Source organism: Candidatus Omnitrophota bacterium, assembly GCA_028716565.1.
In the GTDB taxonomy this organism is placed as follows: domain Bacteria; phylum Omnitrophota; class Gorgyraeia; order Pluralincolimonadales; family Pluralincolimonadaceae; genus Pluralincolimonas.
In genome coordinates, this window is sequence record JAQUPL010000006.1 from 1 (window position 1) to 16,181 (window position 16,181).

General features: G+C 47.5%; 18 protein-coding genes. All 18 read left to right on the forward strand.

Features of this window, described 5'->3' with window-relative positions; translation table 11 throughout:
• Window positions 1–668 precede the first annotated feature (668 nt).
• The 18 genes from PHO67_06380 (at window position 669) to PHO67_06465 (ending at window position 16,162) form a co-directional block, all read left to right on the forward strand.
• Complete coding sequence (locus PHO67_06380; protein ID MDD5546761.1) at window positions 669–1,247, forward strand: hypothetical protein; 579 nt, start codon at window positions 669–671, stop codon at window positions 1,245–1,247.
• Window positions 1,248–1,339: 92 nt separating this feature from the next.
• A complete protein-coding gene (locus PHO67_06385; GenBank protein MDD5546762.1) occupies window positions 1,340–2,302 on the forward strand; it encodes a HEPN domain-containing protein in 963 nt (320 codons plus the stop codon).
• Window positions 2,303–2,398: 96 nt separating this feature from the next.
• On the forward strand, window positions 2,399–2,662 hold the full coding sequence (locus PHO67_06390) for a hypothetical protein (protein ID MDD5546763.1): 264 nt from the start codon (window positions 2,399–2,401) through the stop codon (window positions 2,660–2,662).
• A gap of 8 nt (window positions 2,663–2,670) precedes the next feature.
• Window positions 2,671–2,955 (forward strand): hypothetical protein, encoded by a 285-nt coding sequence (locus PHO67_06395; GenBank protein MDD5546764.1) that lies wholly within the window; start codon window positions 2,671–2,673, stop codon window positions 2,953–2,955.
• A 78-nt stretch (window positions 2,956–3,033) separates the two neighbouring features.
• Window positions 3,034–3,312: a hypothetical protein gene (locus PHO67_06400; GenBank protein ID MDD5546765.1), complete on the forward strand. Its 279-nt coding sequence runs from the start codon at window positions 3,034–3,036 to the stop codon at window positions 3,310–3,312.
• Window positions 3,313–3,898: 586 nt separating this feature from the next.
• Window positions 3,899–4,660 (forward strand): hypothetical protein, encoded by a 762-nt coding sequence (locus tag PHO67_06405; GenBank protein ID MDD5546766.1) that lies wholly within the window; start codon window positions 3,899–3,901, stop codon window positions 4,658–4,660.
• 543 nt (window positions 4,661–5,203) lie between these two features.
• The gene (locus PHO67_06410; protein MDD5546767.1) at window positions 5,204–5,476 is read left to right on the forward strand and encodes a type II toxin-antitoxin system Phd/YefM family antitoxin; all 273 of its coding nucleotides are present in this window, start codon (window positions 5,204–5,206) and stop codon (window positions 5,474–5,476) included.
• 254 nt (window positions 5,477–5,730) lie between these two features.
• The gene (locus PHO67_06415; protein ID MDD5546768.1) at window positions 5,731–5,988 is read left to right on the forward strand and encodes a hypothetical protein; all 258 of its coding nucleotides are present in this window, start codon (window positions 5,731–5,733) and stop codon (window positions 5,986–5,988) included.
• A gap of 521 nt (window positions 5,989–6,509) precedes the next feature.
• Window positions 6,510–6,977, forward strand: coding sequence for a hypothetical protein (locus tag PHO67_06420; protein ID MDD5546769.1), 468 nt, complete (start codon window positions 6,510–6,512; stop codon window positions 6,975–6,977).
• 10 nt (window positions 6,978–6,987) lie between these two features.
• Complete coding sequence (locus tag PHO67_06425) at window positions 6,988–7,464, forward strand: isoprenylcysteine carboxylmethyltransferase family protein (protein MDD5546770.1); 477 nt, start codon at window positions 6,988–6,990, stop codon at window positions 7,462–7,464.
• 9 nt (window positions 7,465–7,473) lie between these two features.
• Window positions 7,474–7,935, forward strand: coding sequence for a cupin domain-containing protein (locus PHO67_06430; GenBank protein MDD5546771.1), 462 nt, complete (start codon window positions 7,474–7,476; stop codon window positions 7,933–7,935).
• A gap of 191 nt (window positions 7,936–8,126) precedes the next feature.
• Window positions 8,127–9,785, forward strand: coding sequence for a dihydroxy-acid dehydratase (gene ilvD, locus PHO67_06435; protein ID MDD5546772.1), 1,659 nt, complete (start codon window positions 8,127–8,129; stop codon window positions 9,783–9,785).
• A gap of 7 nt (window positions 9,786–9,792) precedes the next feature.
• Window positions 9,793–11,466: a biosynthetic-type acetolactate synthase large subunit gene (gene ilvB / locus PHO67_06440; protein MDD5546773.1), complete on the forward strand. Its 1,674-nt coding sequence runs from the start codon at window positions 9,793–9,795 to the stop codon at window positions 11,464–11,466.
• Window positions 11,463–11,978 (forward strand): acetolactate synthase small subunit, encoded by a 516-nt coding sequence (gene ilvN, locus PHO67_06445; protein ID MDD5546774.1) that lies wholly within the window; start codon window positions 11,463–11,465, stop codon window positions 11,976–11,978. Before ilvB ends, ilvN begins: the two co-directional genes overlap by 4 nt.
• On the forward strand, window positions 11,979–12,968 hold the full coding sequence (ilvC, locus tag PHO67_06450; GenBank protein MDD5546775.1) for a ketol-acid reductoisomerase: 990 nt from the start codon (window positions 11,979–11,981) through the stop codon (window positions 12,966–12,968).
• A 26-nt stretch (window positions 12,969–12,994) separates the two neighbouring features.
• A complete protein-coding gene (locus PHO67_06455; protein MDD5546776.1) occupies window positions 12,995–14,527 on the forward strand; it encodes a 2-isopropylmalate synthase in 1,533 nt (510 codons plus the stop codon).
• Window positions 14,517–15,383 (forward strand): shikimate dehydrogenase, encoded by an 867-nt coding sequence (locus PHO67_06460; GenBank protein ID MDD5546777.1) that lies wholly within the window; start codon window positions 14,517–14,519, stop codon window positions 15,381–15,383. Before PHO67_06455 ends, PHO67_06460 begins: the two co-directional genes overlap by 11 nt.
• The gene (locus PHO67_06465) at window positions 15,383–16,162 is read left to right on the forward strand and encodes a prepilin peptidase (protein MDD5546778.1); all 780 of its coding nucleotides are present in this window, start codon (window positions 15,383–15,385) and stop codon (window positions 16,160–16,162) included. Before PHO67_06460 ends, PHO67_06465 begins: the two co-directional genes overlap by 1 nt.
• The last annotated feature ends 19 nt before the right edge of the window (window positions 16,163–16,181 follow it).

Sequence of the window (16,181 nt, forward strand, 5' to 3'; positions counted from 1 at the left end):
GCTATTATAGGCCAAAGGCGAAATCTGTCAACAAAAATTGTGTTGTAAAGTCAGGCGAAAATGGTATACTTCCGTTTAGGCAGTACGAAGACCCATAAACTACGAATTCGTATATTATATGTTAGGCTAAATAAAGATAAAGTATGAAAACGATAATCGCATATATTTTAGTAGTACCTTTATCCTTTTTAGCGTCAAGGGTGGGAGCGATTGCTACCGGCGGGCCAATAGCTTTTATACTCAGCCGAACATCAGTTTGGCTCCGTTCCACAATCGCTGGTTTTATAGGATGTGTCGGAGGAGTCATTGTTGCAGTGGCATTTGGATGGTATGTCTTTGGGTGGGTCGTGGGACCCGGATCATTTACGTTCGTACCATTTCTCGCATCCGTGTTACTAGTGACCATTTCTATCCCTAAGGACTTTCGGCAGGCGAAGAATCGTGCTCAAATGCGAGCAAATTTCCAGGCTTCAGGGAAGCAGTTACTGGTGAATGAAATCGGGAACCCATGGAGCACAGTGGTCGGCGATGTGTGTGGACTCATCCTAGTAGCTGCGTGGTTCTTTCTGACATAAGCTTAACAAAATAATCATGAAATAATTACAATGAAAGTAGACTTAATTCGGTGAAGGGCAAAGCCGCTGAGTTCAAACGTTAGGTGAAAAATTATGGCATCACAAAAACTGATTGACGATTTTTGCATGTTTCGAGACCACTGCATTATAATTCGACGAGATTACAATACCTATAACCAGTTGTTTTTTTCTGGGGTAGATGAGTTGTTAACTAAAACCGCCCCCACCTTTTTTAATGATATAGCTGAAATAATGCATAGAGATTGGCTGTTACAGGTATGCAAGATAATGGATTCGTCGACAATAAAAATAAAAGGGGTTACATATGAAACAATATCAATAGAATTGTTGAATACTCAACTGAGTAAAGAAAATTTACTAACGGATCAAATCAAAAAGCTATCAAGTCAAATATTGGCCTATGGTGATTTAATTAAACCAGCTAGAAACAAAAGAATAGCTCATTTTGATCGAGATAATGCCGCGAGTGGGATTACGCTTGGCGATCATGATGAAAAATCGTTGAGCGATTTTATTGCCAATCTTCAACAGTATTGCGATGAGGTAGGCAGGGTTATTGGGGCAGGTCCATTAGATTTTTCGGCAAGTGGATGCAAAGGAGACGTTCTGGATTTGATAATGGTACTTAGAAAATATTACAAAGATGCCTAACAATTCACTCCAGCGGACTGCGCCAGCCACCTGTTTTAAAGGGCACCGCCGCTGAGTTCAAATGTTAGGCGTTATAAATTAATAATAATCAAATGACAAAAACAAATAAAATATCCGAATCAAACAAAAATTGGTACATTTTAATCGCAGGATTTCCTAGACCAACTAAGCCTTTAACTTTAACCCCCGGCATTACGCTTGTTCCCATTAAATCTCCTATCACAGTCTTTGATTTAGCTTCTGCTGGTGCTGTTGGTTTTCATGGCTGGTCTGTTTTAGAACCAATTGCTCCAGCTCTGACGGTTGAAATCGAGAGCGCTAAAGATTCCGACATATTACCAGGATATGACACTCTAAATTGTGCTTGGTTAGCTTCTACGCTTTTGGTTTTGAAAGGCTACACGCGACATATCTGCGTAGCTTGTAGTTCCTACACTTGGAATTATATTGCAGGACATCAACCAAAATCGGCAGAATCGTTTAGAAAACAAATAAAAGCAGAGGGGGTTGAATCAGCTGTTTTTCGACCAAAGAAGGATTTGCCAAGCTTTGAAGGCAATCTTTTAGATTTTCATTTGGAAATTTTAACTCATTCAAACGCAAAGGTAGGCATGCCATCAGAAGAAGACATTTCATGGATAAGAAAGTATTATAATACCTTTAACCGTCTTGCGTCCGAGAGCGAGTCGTTTCGTTTTGCTTTAGAAGCTGCTACTGATTGGAGATTTGCAAAAGATGCACGATCCGCGGTTTCTAGATTATGGTCGGGAATTGAGGCAATATTTGGTATTACATCTGAATTGATTTATCGTATTTCTCTTATTTCTGCTTGCCTTCTATCTCCGCGTGGCCCATTAAGGCGCGAAAAATTTGACGAAATAAAAAATCTTTACAGCCTGCGTAGCAAAGTTGTTCATGGAGAAAAATTATCTGAAGAAAATATTTCCAAAGCTTTGAGCAAATCTTTTGTATTACTCTCAGATCTTTTAATCTATACAATTACTAAGGGGCACGTTCTAAACAAAAATGATTTCGATGAGGCGATTTTTCATTAATAATTAAAGCCTAACAATTCACTCCAGCGGACAGCGCCAGCGTGTTTAATAGGGTCGCCGCCGCTGAGTTCAAGCGTTAAACTGAAAGATTATAAAATGAAAAATGGATGGACAATCATAATAGCGGGAATACTTCTAATTTTATTAAGTCCCCAATTCTTATACAATGGAATTCTTATGAAGCCAATGCTTGATTCAAGCGGACAACAAATTGTGAAAAATGAGCAAAAAATATACGTGGAAGATAAAATTGGAACCGCATTACATAATAAGGGCTATTGGCTTTGTTTATCAGGCGGAGTTGCATGTATATTAATAGGAATCGGAATGAACATTAAGAACAAATATAAAAAGGTCTAATAATTGTTATGAGAAAAATAATTAATAATAAAATCCTGACTTTCTGCTGCGAAAGGTTTAAGGAATTCTATAATGAGGGCTTGATACAATATATTTATGAACATACCCATGAAATCGATGAAACAGACTGGGCGATAGATGGATTTGCACACTTATATTATTGTCCTTTCTGTGGTGCTTTTATAAAAGGGCGTGGATTTGGAAATTACGATAAAAAGTATCCTCCGAAAAGATATACTAGAATTGTTAAGCAAAATCATCGTGAGAAAAAAGGCAAATATAAAGGCTCATAACAATTCACTCCAGCGGACTGTCCCAGCCGTCTGTTTTAAGGTGCCAGCCGCCGAGTTCAAACGTTATGAGATGATAAAATGAATTGGAAGATAATAAATAGCGATCTGAAAGATGCCCGTGAGCAAATTGAGGAAATTGAGGAACGAATAAAAAGAAAAGATTATTCGGCAGAACCTGAGTATCAAATATTACTAGAACATATATATCGCCATCTTAATATAGCGTGGAATGCGCGGAGAGCGAAAACCAAATCATATAAAAACATGACACAGAATGAATTTGATAAATTGAGCAGTATTCCGAAAGAAATACAGATTTATAAATTAAAGAAAAATAAGATTAAGAAAGGCTCATAACATTTCACTTCAGCGGACTGTCCCGGCCGTCTGTTTTAAGGTGCCAGCCGCTGAGTTCAGACGTTATGTGAGGTAATTCCAAATATTCGTATACAACATAACACGAGCTATTTGATCAGTGAGCTAACAAAAATTTAAAAATAATACTATGGAAAATACAATATGTGGTCTCGATAAAACAAAATATAATCAAATGGCTAGTAATCATTCCAAAGCCAATATCTTTCTGTGGCTTATTTCAGGGGTTATTTATAATATTTATCGATCAAACCTAGTAAGTTTTTCTACCCTTCTTCTTGTCATTCCGGGAATATTTATAATATCATTTGCGTCAATTCCAACCTTCTGGATAGAAGTCAAAAAACATCAAATCGTACCTAAAACAAATAATGTTATTGTGTTAACGTTATTTACCGTTTGGTACTTAATAGATTTAGCGTACCCAGTGATATTAAGTATCGGATATATCTTACTTATTGAAAAAGTGTTGAAATATTTTTAGTTCACTTATTAAAATTTGCCCTTGTTTCATTACGGCAAACTTGAAGTAACCCGAAACATTATGTGAGAAAAATAGAACGGAAATATGGCAGAAAATATACGTGATTTCATTCATTTTTTAGGAATAGAACAAGAAAATCAAATTAAGAGCTCTGTAAATCTAGGCGAATATTTCTTTCTAATCCATAATCTAGATATATTATACAAAGAAGCTCTAAAGATTAAAGTTGATAAAAAAGAACATAAAATCCCCGCTTTTCTATTTCTTAACGTTCATCGAGAATTATATTTAAGTATGACAAATTTTCTTCGCCTTCATAAAGGCAAATCTTTTTGCAATCTTAGATCGGCGATTGATAGCACATTTACTGCTTATTATTTATTGAAAAATCCAGATAAAGAAAACGTATATAAGGCAAACATTAAACTGGGCTCAGAAGAAGAGGCAGAATGGGATGCTATTTTTAGAAATATTAAGGCAACGATAAAAAAGAATATAACTGATTTCCCTCTTGCAAAAGAATTAATAGAGATTCATGAATTCTGCAGCATCTTTGAGCATTCTGATGCCCTTGATGTTCTGGGAAGGTACGTAGAAGACAAAGAAAAGATGACTCTAGAGGCAAATTATTTTGACTATGAAGAAACAGATGATAGTTATAAAAAGTGGCTTATTAAGATTTTATTCAGCTATTTCATGATATTTGGTTTGTTTTGGGCGGAATTCTTTAAGGAGAGAGCGCCGGAAGAAATATCAAGAGTTATCAACATAAAAGCAAAGACATATCAAACGAAATTAGATGAACTTAGGAAGAGATTCCCCGTTAAAACAAATAATGGCACATAACATTTCACTCCAGCGGACTGTCCCAGCGTCCTGTTTTAAAGTGCCAGCCGCTGAGTTCACCCGTTAGGTTGAAAAATTAAATAACGAAAATGATCTGGATAATAAGGTTATCTATAATTCTTGGTACGGTTTTAGTAATTTTTTTCCTAGGAATTTATGTATATTTTGAATTTGGACAAATTCCTATGATAATTGCCCTTTCTCTTTCTAGTATTTTAGGAATATATCTTTGGGTTCGGTATGCTAAAATGCCAAAAATCATAATTTTAATAGCGAGTTTGTATCTTATTTCGGCGATATTCACATATCATGAAAGCATTAAGGCTGGGAAGAAAATTGGCGAAGCGGCATTCGAAGCACTTATGCGGGTTCTTTCTACCCAGGAAACAAAATAATGAAACCTAACAATTCACTCCAGCGGACTTTGCTAGCCGTCTGTTAGCAGGGCACAGCCGCTGAGTTCAGACGTTAGGCCAATAAAATATATCTTGACATAGTATACATTAATGTGTATACTTACCTTTGATAAAGGAGGGTAAGACAATGACCCATACTATTACATTGAAAGCCTTACGTCCCGGATTACCTAAAGTAGCTAATGCCATAGCGTCTAAATATGACCGCTATATTGTCACAAAACGCGGCAATCCCGTCATGATGCTCATTAATCCGGAAGATTATGAAGGGCTTATCGAAACAATAGAGATCCTTTCCGACAAAACTGCCTTAAGACGCATAAAAAAAGCAAGGAAAGAAGCGGAATCCGGAAAAACCGTCACACTTGCAGAATTAAGGCGTCGGATTGAGCGTGTATAGTCTAGAATTTGCCAGGCAGGTCGAAAAGGATCTAAAGAAAGTATACCATTCCGACAAGACACTATACCAAAGATTTATAAACGCATTTAACGATATAGCGAAAGTTCCTGAACAGGGGAAGAAGCTTCATGGTAAGCTCTCGGGCTTGTATTCTCACAGAATGGGAAACTATAGGATTATATACGAAGTTTATCACTCAAAGTTGATGGTTATCATTTTAGATTTAGGCCATCGTAAAGATGTATATCGATAAAATGGAAAAGATTAAACTGACTTCAGAAGAAAGAATAATAGAAAAAGATTTATTGGCCGGGGTTTATAATCCTGTCTCGGAGAACGAATTCCGTGCCGTATCGGAAGCGATTGCGTACAGGAAAAAGGATGCGCTAATTGAACTGCGCGAAACCCTGATCGATAGAAAAATTATTGCGAAGTATGAAGAAAAAGAGAGAAACAAAAAGGTACGTTTCCATACTGCCGAAGAAATATTAAAGAAACAAAAAAGTGCCTAACATTTCACTCCAGCGGACGGCGCTGGCATCCTGTTTTAGGGTCGCCGCCGCTGAGCTCAAACGTGAGAGAAGAAATGAAGGATAATGCCGGAATATCGCTGCTTAGGATAGTCCAAGTAATTTGGACGATACAATTAATCCTCATTTCCTTCATAGTAGTATTACATCCGCTTTTTTCCATAGTTAAGATCATAGTACCTTTGTTTGCCTTATCGTTCGTATTTTCAACAAGGGGGATAATCTTAAATCGCAAGTATGCCTGGATAGCATCAATATTTTTAATGACCCTGTATTGGTTGACAATGGGCTGGCAAGCAATAGTAAGTTTCTTCTTAAATAATTACGCTTTCTTTACTAATCATCCGCTTTATATAGATTCACCGGCTACGATCCTGGTTGTATACGCGGGCGCGATATTTGGCATACTGCCGGCGGGCATATTGACGTTACTATATATATTTAATTACAAGCAAATCAGGACCAATTGGGGCAGCCGCTGAGTTTAAACGTTAGGGGTAAGCGTGAAAAGAGCAGTTCTTGTCATCGTAGTCATCCTTGCTGCGTTTGGCGCAGTGATGTGGTGGTCGCACGGAATGATTCCGGGAATTTTTATGTACGGGATACCAACCGCATCGGACGCAGGAGAAGCCGGAGCGATTGCCCGGTATGTGGCTGATCATTTCGTCTTCGCTGAGAAATCAAAGTCGAGGCCGGATGGTTCACCGGTATTCTGCAGCCCGGGTGGCGGCGGCGGCATATTCGGACCAACGCCTCACCGTGTCATTGTTTATACGGTCACGGACAAGCAACGTCAGGATGAGATTCTCGATCTTCTGCGCCAGTATCAGAAAGAGCGAAGCCTTAGACGACCAATCGTGGTCAATTTCTATCGCGATGAGAATTGGATCACATGGGTTAGCCAAGACGGCAAGGAAAGTGGCGGTCACCGAGAAAAGGAAGAACTCATACGAACGGAAAAACTCAAATGAGATTGCCCGGATGGACAAGCAACCCACAAGGTTAAGCAAGGTCTTCGGCAGTGGTCCCGCCGGATTACTGATCAGCCTTGTACTGCTCTTCGTTGCTAATTGGCTCAACAAACGGATCGATCTTCCTCCAATATCAAATAATCAGCTTCTTCTGAATTCAGTATTCTTAGTTTCGATTTTAATGACGCTGGTGTTAATCGTCTGGAGTGTTAAGTCATTGCCCACGGCTGATAGGGGCAACAAGTTTTGCACTACCGGAGCGTTTAAGTATGTCCGCCATCCGCTCTACGCCGCATTTTTATCGATATTTGATTTTGGATTAGCCGTCTACCTTAACAGCTACATTTTTGTTTTGTGGGCAGCACTCTTGCACCCGATATGGCATTACGTGGTAAGATATGAAGAAAGACTTATGATCGGAGTTTTCGGGGAGACGTATCTTGAGTATCAGAAAAAAACGGGGCGATTTTTACCGAGGTTAAGATAAAGGAGCAATATGAAATATCTTAAATATCTCGTTATATCCGCAGTGATAATCCTGGCATGCGCCGCGGTTTGCCATTTTACCGGAGCGAATAATGCCAACATGCCTGCTGTACGGCTTGTGCCGGGCGACATAATATGGAATACAGACCCCAAACTGCACGGCCTTCAGACTGCGGTCCTGGCAGGAGACCCAAGCATCGCGGCGACATACACCCAGCGCATCAGGATACCCGCCAATACCATCCTGAAACCCCATTCGCACCCGAATAAGGGAAGAATGGTCACCGTCCTGTCAGGAACTTTCTTTTTTGGCTACGGAGATAAGTTCGACGAGTCGAAACTAAAGAGACTCCCTCCCGGTAGCTTCTTTACAGAGCCGGGCGAGATGCCGCACTACGCAGTGGCCAAAGAGGGGGATGTAGTCCTCCAGCTTAACGCTATCGGCCCTGACGACACAAAATACGTCAAATAATTTATGAAAGAAAATCCCGCCATTTTACGTCTATAGGGGTGAAGGATGGTATTTGGCCCCCGGCTTGACGTCCTATAATATTATTGACATATCCGGTCGATATGCTATAATTCTGGTTTACAATGGCTTAAACTTTCCTTTGTGCCAACCCATAGGGTTTCGTATCCCTAGGTAATCCAAGGAGATATATCATGTTAAGAAGCGATAGGGTCAAGAAAGGCCTCGAGAAGGTCGGAAGTCGTTCGCTTATGTATGCCACTGGTATGACGAAGTCTGAGATGGAGCGGCCGTTCATCGGCATAGCCTCCAGCTTTACAGACCTCGTCCCCGGCCATGTCCATTTACGCGAGCTTGAGCGCTCGATAGAGCACGGGATCTACGCGGCCGGCGGCACAGCCTTTGTCTTCGGCATACCCGCCATCTGCGACGGCATCGCCATGGGCCATTTGGGCATGCATTGCTCGCTTCCGTTGAGGGAACTCATAGCAGATTCAGTTGAGATGGTCACGACAGCCCACGCCTTGGATGGGCTTATTTTGCTTACGAATTGCGATAAGATCACCCCGGGAATGATGATGGCGGCGTGCAGGATGAATATCCCGGCTATCGTCGTCACCGGCGGGCCGATGCTTTCGGGCCGTTCGGGGTTAAAACGCCTCTCGCTCGTCAAGGATACGTTCGAGGCGGTCGGAAGGCACAGGGCCGGAGAGATTACAAGAGAAGAGCTCGAAGAACTCGAGTGCAACGCTTGCCCGGGCGCAGGCGCTTGCCAGGGCCTTTATACCGCGAATACTATGAGCTGTCTCTCAGAGGCGCTCGGTATCGCCATGCCGGGCGGGGCTACGGCCCTCGCGGCATCGGCGAAGAGGGAGAGGATAGCTTATTTGAGCGGCGAGTGTATCGTCGAGATTGTCAAAAAGGGTATAACGCCCAAAAAGATCTTGACTCCGAAGGCGATCGAGAACGCGCTGCGCGTCGATATGGCGCTCGGCGGGTCGACGAACACGGTTTTACACGTCACGGCTATCGCGCATGAGCTGGGCATAAAAATGCCGCTCGATGTCTTCGATAAGATAAGCCGGGAGACGCCGCATATCTCGGACATACTGCCTTCGGGCAAATATTTCATGGAAGACCTCGAGTTTGCCGGAGGTATACCCGCTGTCATGAAGAGGCTTAAACCGGAATTGAGCAACCTCCCGACAGTCAGCGGCAGGACGATCTACCAGATCGCCGACGCCGCGCGCATAGACGACGAGGAGGTCATCAGGCCGTTGAACAGGCCATATCATAGAGAAGGAGGTATAGCCGTCCTGAAGGGCAATATTGCCCCGGACGGTGCCGTAGTCAAGCAGAGCGCCGTTCAGGAGAAGATAAAGCATTTCACCGGCAAGGCGAAATGCTTTAATTCCGAGGAAGACGCGATGAGGGCTATCATGGAGAAGAAGATAACCGCAGGCGACTGCGTTGTCATCCGCTATGAAGGCCCCAAGGGCGGGCCGGGTATGAGGGAGATGTTGTCCCCGACCGCGGCCATCGTCGGTATGGGATTAGCCGATAAAGTCGCTTTGATCACAGACGGAAGATTCTCCGGCGGCACACAGGGGCCGTGCATCGGGCATATAGCGCCTGAGGCGGCCGAGGGCGGGCCTATCGCCGCTATCAGGAACGGCGATACCATCGAGATCGACATCAACAAGAGGAAACTCGAGTTGAAGGTCTCGAAGGCCGAATTGACAAAACGGATGAGATCAATCAAGGCGCATAAGCCGAAGATAACGAAGGGCTACCTCGCGCGTTACGCGAAACTCGTCACATCTGCGGGCACAGGCGCCGTTATGAAAGGTTAATAATTAAATGACAACTAAAATGAACGGGGCGAAGATATTGGTCGAATCGCTCAAAAAAGAGAATGTCGGGGCGATATTCGGCTATCCGGGCGGGCAGGCATTGCCGCTCTTCGACGCCTTATATCACTCTGACTTGAAGTTTTATTTGGTCAGGCACGAGCAGGCTGCCGCGCACGCAGCCGACGGGTATACGCGCGCGACCGGCAAACCCGGCGTCTGTATAGCGACATCCGGGCCGGGCGCGACGAACCTCGTCACAGGCATCGCGACCGCGTATATGGATTCGATACCTATGGTCGCGATAACAGGACAGGTCAAGACCTTCATGATCGGCAACGACGCGTTCCAGGAGGCCGATATTATCGGCATCACGCGCCCGATAACCAAGCATAATTACCTCGTCAAGGACGTCAAGGACCTCGCGCGGACGGTCAAGGAGGCGTTCCATATCGCCTCGACCGGAAGGCCCGGGCCTGTCCTCATAGATTTGCCGTCAGATGTCCAGTTGGCCGAGGCCGAGTTCCATTATCCGGAGAAGATCAATGTCCGCGGCTACAAGCCGACGTATTGCGGGCATCCCGGGCAGATCAAAAGGGCGGTCAAGATGGTCTCGGAATCGAAACGTCCCGTCATATACGCGGGCGGCGGGGTCATCCTCTCAGGCGCGGCGAAAGAATTGAAGGAGTTTGCCGAGAAGATAAATTCCCCGGTCACGATGACTTTGCTCGGCCTGGGTTCGTTCCCCGGCAACCACGAGCTCTCGCTCGGCATGCTCGGCATGCACGGGACCGGATACGCGAACCACGCTGTCCAGAACTGCGACCTGCTTATAGCGATAGGCGCGCGGTTCGACGACCGCGTCACCGGCAAGATAGACGAGTTCGCCCCGCACGCGAAGGTGATCCATATAGACATCGACCCGTCGGCAATATCGAAGAGCGTCTCGGTCGATGTCCCGATAGTCGGGGACGTCAAGTGCGTCCTGGACGAGTTTTTGAAGGTAGTCCACAGGCCGCACGACAAGGAGTGGACCGAGAAGATCCTCGAGTGGAAGCAGAAGCACCCGCTCCATTACAAAATAGATGATAAGCTTCGCCCGCAGTATGTCATACAGCAGATCTGCGAGGCGACGAATGGAGAGGCGATAATTGCCACCGACGTCGGCCAGCACCAGATGTGGACGGCGCAGTGGTATAATTTCATGCGTCCGCGCGAGCTGCTCTCAAGCGGCGGGCTCGGGACGATGGGCTACGGTTTTCCGGCCGGTATCGGCGCGAAAGTCGGCAAGCCCGGTTCCGAAGTCTTCGTCATAAGCGGCGACGGGTCGATACAGATGAATATACAGGAACTCGCGACCGCGGTCGTCAATAAGATAGACGTCAAGATAGCGATACTCAACAACTCGTATCTCGGCATGGTCCGCCAGTGGCAGGAGCTCTTCTACGGGAAGAGGTATTCCCACACGAAGCTCGAGAACCCGGACTTTGTCAAGATAGCCGAGGCGTATGGCGCGGTCGGGATACGGATCAGCAAAAAAGAAGAGGTCCGTCCAGCGATAGAAAAGGCGATGCGGACAAAGAACACCGTCGTCATGGACTTTATAGTCGAACCGGAGGAGAATGTTTACCCGATGGTCCCGGCCGGTAAACGCCTCGATGATATGATAGGGAGCATGGCATGAGACAGACAATATCGGTGCTTGTCGAGAACCACCCGGGAGTCCTCGCGCGAATATCAGGGCTTTTCTCGGCGCGCGGATTCAACATAGATTCGCTCGCTGTCGGCGAGACAGAGGACCCGAGCGTCTCGAGGATGACGATAATCGCCGAGGGCGACGAGCGCACTCTCGAGCAGATAAAGAAGCAGCTGAACAAGCTGATAGATGTCATTACGATCACCGACCTGACGAAGACGAAATTCATCGACCGCGAACTGATATTGATAAAAGTCGGCATCCACGCCCAGAACGACCGCACTAAGATAATCGAGATCGCGGAGACGATGAAAGCGAACGTCGCGGACCTGGGCCTGCATACGATAACCGTAGAGGCCGTGGGCGAGACCTCGCACATAGATGACCTTATCGAGCTCCTGAGGCAGTTCGGCATCAAGGAGATCGTCAGGACGGGAAAGATAGCGATGGAGACGGAGTCCAAGGAAAAACCAAAAACAATAAAGGAGGAAGAGGAATAAATGTTGAAGATATATTATGACAAAGACGCGGACCTGAACTTTTTGAAGGGGAAGAAAGTAGCGATAGTCGGATACGGTAACCAGGGCCGCGCCCAGGCGCTGAACCTGAGGGATAGCGGCGTAGAGGTCATAGTCTCCGAACTTGAGGGAACGCCGAATTACGAGCAGGCGGTCAAGGACGGCTTCAAGCCTATGTCCGCCGAGACGGCCTCGAAAGAGGCGCACGTGATCCAGATACTTACGCAGGACCATCTCCAGGCGAAGATATACAAGGCGTTCGTCGAGAAGCACCTGACCGAGGGGAAGGCGCTCAATTTTTCTCACGGCTTCAACATCCATTTCAGGGGGATAGTCCCGCCGAAGAATGTCGATGTCTTTATGATAGCGCCTAAAGGGCCGGGCGCGCTTGTAAGGACCCAGTTTGAGGAAGGCAAAGGCGTCCCGTGCCTGGTCGCGATATATCAGGACCACAGCGGCAACGCCCTGAAGACGGCGCTCGCTTACGCCAAAGGCATTGGCGGCACGAGGGCAGGCGTCATCGAGACGACGTTCAAGGAAGAGGTCGAGACAGACCTGTTCGGCGAACAGGTAGTCCTGTGCGGCGGCGTGACCGAGCTCATCATGGCCGGTTTCGATACGCTGGTCGAGGCGGGATACCAGCCCGAGATCGCTTATTTCGAGTGCCTGCACGAGCTGAAGCTGATTACCGACCTGATCTATTCGCAGGGCATACAAGGTATGAGGCAGCGTGTCTCTGATACCGCAAAGTACGGCGACCTTACGCGCGGCAAAAGGATAGTGACCGACGCGGCGCGCGCCGAGATGAAGAAAATACTAAAGGATATACAGTCCGGCGCGTTCGCGAAGGAATGGATAGAAGAGAACGAAGCGGGAAGGAAGAACTTCGACAAGTTAATGAAGAGGGATGAAAACCATCTTATAGAGGTTGTCGGCAAGAAACTCCGTAAGATGATGCCCTGGATAAAATAGCGAGGTGGTGCAAAGCACCAGAAACCATGGAAAAGATCATAATATTTGACACGACGTTGCGCGACGGCGAACAATGCCCCGGCGCCTCACTCGAGGACCATGAAAAGCTCGAGGTCGCCAGGCAGCTCGTCCGCCTCAAGGCGGACGTGATAGAGGCCGGTTTCCCGGTATCTTCGCCAGGCGATTTTGCCGCGGTGAACTCCATCGCGCGGCAGATAAAGGGGCCCGTGATATGCGGCCTCGCCCGGTGCATGAAGAAGGACATCGAAGCGGCCGGCGCGGCCATCAAGCCCGCGAAGAATAAGAGGATACACGTATTCCTGGCGACGTCGAAAATACACATGAAGTATAAGTTGCGCAAGGCAGGGGACGAGATAGTAAAGCTCGCCGTAGAAGGGGTGAAATACGCCCGGAACTTTACCGATGACGTGGAGTTCTCGCCCGAGGATGCCTCGCGGAGCGAGAAGGATTTTCTCTACCGCGTCATCGAGCAGGTGATAATCGCCGGCGCGACCACGATAAACATCCCCGACACGGTCGGATACGCGATACCCGAGGAGTTCGGCGCCTTGATACGCGACATAAAGAACCACGTGCCGAACATCGGCAGAGCGGTGATAAGCGTCCATTGCCACAATGACCTCGGGCTTGCCGTCGCGAATTCTATCGCCGCGGTAAAGAACGGCGCAAGGCAGGTGGAGTGCACGATAAACGGCATCGGCGAGCGCGCCGGCAACGCGTCGATGGAAGAGATCGTCATGATCATAAAGACGAGGAACGATTTCTTCAAAAACTTCTCTACGGGCATAGTGACAGAAGAGATCTCGAAGGCGAGCAGGCTCGTCTCGAAATTGACCGGCATCCTGGTCCAGCCGAACAAGGCGATAGTCGGACAGAACGCGTTCGCGCACGAGTCCGGCATACACCAGGACGGCGTATTGAAGAAGCGCACGACATACGAGATAATGAGCCCGAGGGAGATAGGTTTGAGCGCCTCCAGCCTCGTCTTGGGCAAGCACTCGGGCCGCCACGCCTTTATCGAGAAGATCAAAAAGCTCGGATACGCCTCGAGCGAGCAGGAGATGGAGAAGGCGTTCGGGCGTTTCAAGATATTGGCCGATAAGAAAAAGTTCATCTATGACGAGGACCTCGAGACCTTGATGGAAGAGGGGACCGGCGGGTTCAGCGAGACGTGGAAATTGATCTCTTTCCATACGACCGCGGGGACGGATGTCGCCCCTGTCGCCGAAGTGAAGCTCCGCTCTAAGGCCGGCGTAAAGACCGCCGGGGCCGGGGGAGACGGCCCTGTCGACGCCTGCTGCAGGGCGATAGACAAGATAACCAGGACCAAAGGCGAGATGATGGATTATTCGATACAGGCGGTGACCAAGGGCAAGGACGCGTTGGGCGAGGTCACGGTGCGCGTGCGCTCGAAGGATAAGGAGGCGATAGGCAAATCGGCTTCCACGGATGTCATCGAGGCGAGCGCGAAGGCGTACCTCAACGCGGTGAACAAATTGCTGCATAAGGAAAACAAGAGATTGAAAATTGAGATCTAAAAAAATAAGCGGAAAGACCGAGGTCTTCGGGATAATAGGGTTCCCGGTCAAGCACACGTTATCGCCGCATTTTCAAAATGCGGCATTCGCTTCTCTGGGGATAGATGCCGTATACATCCCGTTCGAAGTCCCGCCGCACGCGCTTAAGTCCGCGTTCCGGAGCCTGAAGGCGCTTGGGGTCTCGGGTATCAACGTGACGATACCGCATAAACAAGCGGTCTTGCACCTTGTAGACGAACTTTCGCCTGAGGTAAAGGGGATCGGCGCCGCGAACACGATAGTCTTCAGGAAAGAGAAAGCCAAGGCCTATAACACGGACGGGGAGGGGTTCATCCGTTCGCTGAAAAATGACCTGAGGATAAACCCCAAAGGCAGGTCGGTTTTGTTGTTCGGCTGCGGCGGCGCGGCGAAGGCTATCGCGTTCGTCCTCGCGAGGGAAGGCGCGAAGTCCGTCACTTTTGTCGACCAGATAGAGAAGAGGGCGAAAGAGCTCGCGGCAAAGACCAAAAAAGATTTCCCGCGCTGCGGGACGAAGCATATCCCGTTCCTTAGGTCGCGCATAGACGAGGAAGCCCTCGGTTCGGACCTGCTGGTCAACGCGAGCCCGGTGGGAATGCATAAGGGCGACCCGTGTATCGTAAACCCCAAGGCCCTGCATAAGGATTTGGCGGTTTACGATATCGTATATAACCCTCCGGCGACGCCGTTGTTGAAAGAGGCCAAAAAGAGGGGGATAAAAGTATCGAACGGGCTGGGCATGCTTTTATACCAGGGCGTGCTTTCATTTGAATTCTTTACCGGGAAGAAGGCGCCTGTCCCGGTGATGCGCGCAGCGCTAAAGAAAGCCATAAGATAATGACGGCGGCGATAATCTACGTCTTCGTTTTTTTATTCGGCTCAATCGTCGGCAGTTTTCTTAATGTCTGCATATACAGGATGCCGCGCGGCGAGTCGATAGTATTTCCCGCGTCGCATTGCCCGGGATGCCGGAGGCCGATACCGTGGTACCTGAACATCCCGTTCGTGAGCTATTTGATGCTCCGCGGCAGGTGCGCCTATTGCAAGACGAAGATCTCTTTCAGGTATTTCGCGGTCGAGGCGCTGACAGCGCTGATGTTTATTGCCGTCTACTGGCGGTTCAAGGCTACGCAAGACTTCGTGATATACGCGGCGCTTTTTTCTGTGCTGATAATAGTATCGTTCATAGATATAGAGCACTGGATAATACCCGACGAACTTACCATACCCGGGGCGGTCTTAGGGCTGATCTTGAGCGCGGCGTACCCGAGGCTCCAAGGGGAGGCCTCGAGGCTCTGGGCCTTAGGCGATTCGTTCTTCGGGATGGTCTTCGGTTTCGTTTCGCTCTACCTCATAGGCGTGCTCGGGAAGATAGCTTACAAGAAAGAGGCGATGGGCGGCGGGGACCTGATGCTGTTCATGTTCATCGGGGCTTTCCTGGGATGGAAGCTCACCGTCGCGGCTTTCTTTCTCGCGCCGGTATTCGGTTCGATCGTCGGCGTCCCGAAATTATTAATGAAAAAGCAGGACACGATACAATACGGCCCGTTCCTTGTCCTTGCGGCTTTTGTATGCGTCATGTTCAGGGAAGACATACTTTTTTTATTTCCCGTATAGTTGTCGCTAGAGCGCCAAC

Coding starts and splice junctions, on each gene's coding strand:
- PHO67_06380 (MDD5546761.1), top strand. CDS start 669: ATGGCATCACAAAAACTGATTGACGATTTTTGCATGTTTCGAGACCAC.
- PHO67_06385 (MDD5546762.1), top strand. CDS start 1,340: ATGACAAAAACAAATAAAATATCCGAATCAAACAAAAATTGGTACATT.
- PHO67_06390 (MDD5546763.1), top strand. CDS start 2,399: ATGAAAAATGGATGGACAATCATAATAGCGGGAATACTTCTAATTTTA.
- PHO67_06395 (MDD5546764.1), top strand. CDS start 2,671: ATGAGAAAAATAATTAATAATAAAATCCTGACTTTCTGCTGCGAAAGG.
- PHO67_06400 (MDD5546765.1), top strand. CDS start 3,034: ATGAATTGGAAGATAATAAATAGCGATCTGAAAGATGCCCGTGAGCAA.
- PHO67_06405 (MDD5546766.1), top strand. CDS start 3,899: ATGGCAGAAAATATACGTGATTTCATTCATTTTTTAGGAATAGAACAA.
- PHO67_06410 (MDD5546767.1), top strand. CDS start 5,204: ATGACCCATACTATTACATTGAAAGCCTTACGTCCCGGATTACCTAAA.
- PHO67_06415 (MDD5546768.1), top strand. CDS start 5,731: ATGGAAAAGATTAAACTGACTTCAGAAGAAAGAATAATAGAAAAAGAT.
- PHO67_06425 (MDD5546770.1), top strand. CDS start 6,988: ATGGACAAGCAACCCACAAGGTTAAGCAAGGTCTTCGGCAGTGGTCCC.
- PHO67_06430 (MDD5546771.1), top strand. CDS start 7,474: ATGAAATATCTTAAATATCTCGTTATATCCGCAGTGATAATCCTGGCA.
- ilvD (MDD5546772.1), top strand. CDS start 8,127: ATGTTAAGAAGCGATAGGGTCAAGAAAGGCCTCGAGAAGGTCGGAAGT.
- ilvB (MDD5546773.1), top strand. CDS start 9,793: ATGACAACTAAAATGAACGGGGCGAAGATATTGGTCGAATCGCTCAAA.
- ilvN (MDD5546774.1), top strand. CDS start 11,463: ATGAGACAGACAATATCGGTGCTTGTCGAGAACCACCCGGGAGTCCTC.
- ilvC (MDD5546775.1), top strand. CDS start 11,979: ATGTTGAAGATATATTATGACAAAGACGCGGACCTGAACTTTTTGAAG.
- PHO67_06455 (MDD5546776.1), top strand. CDS start 12,995: ATGGAAAAGATCATAATATTTGACACGACGTTGCGCGACGGCGAACAA.
- PHO67_06465 (MDD5546778.1), top strand. CDS start 15,383: ATGACGGCGGCGATAATCTACGTCTTCGTTTTTTTATTCGGCTCAATC.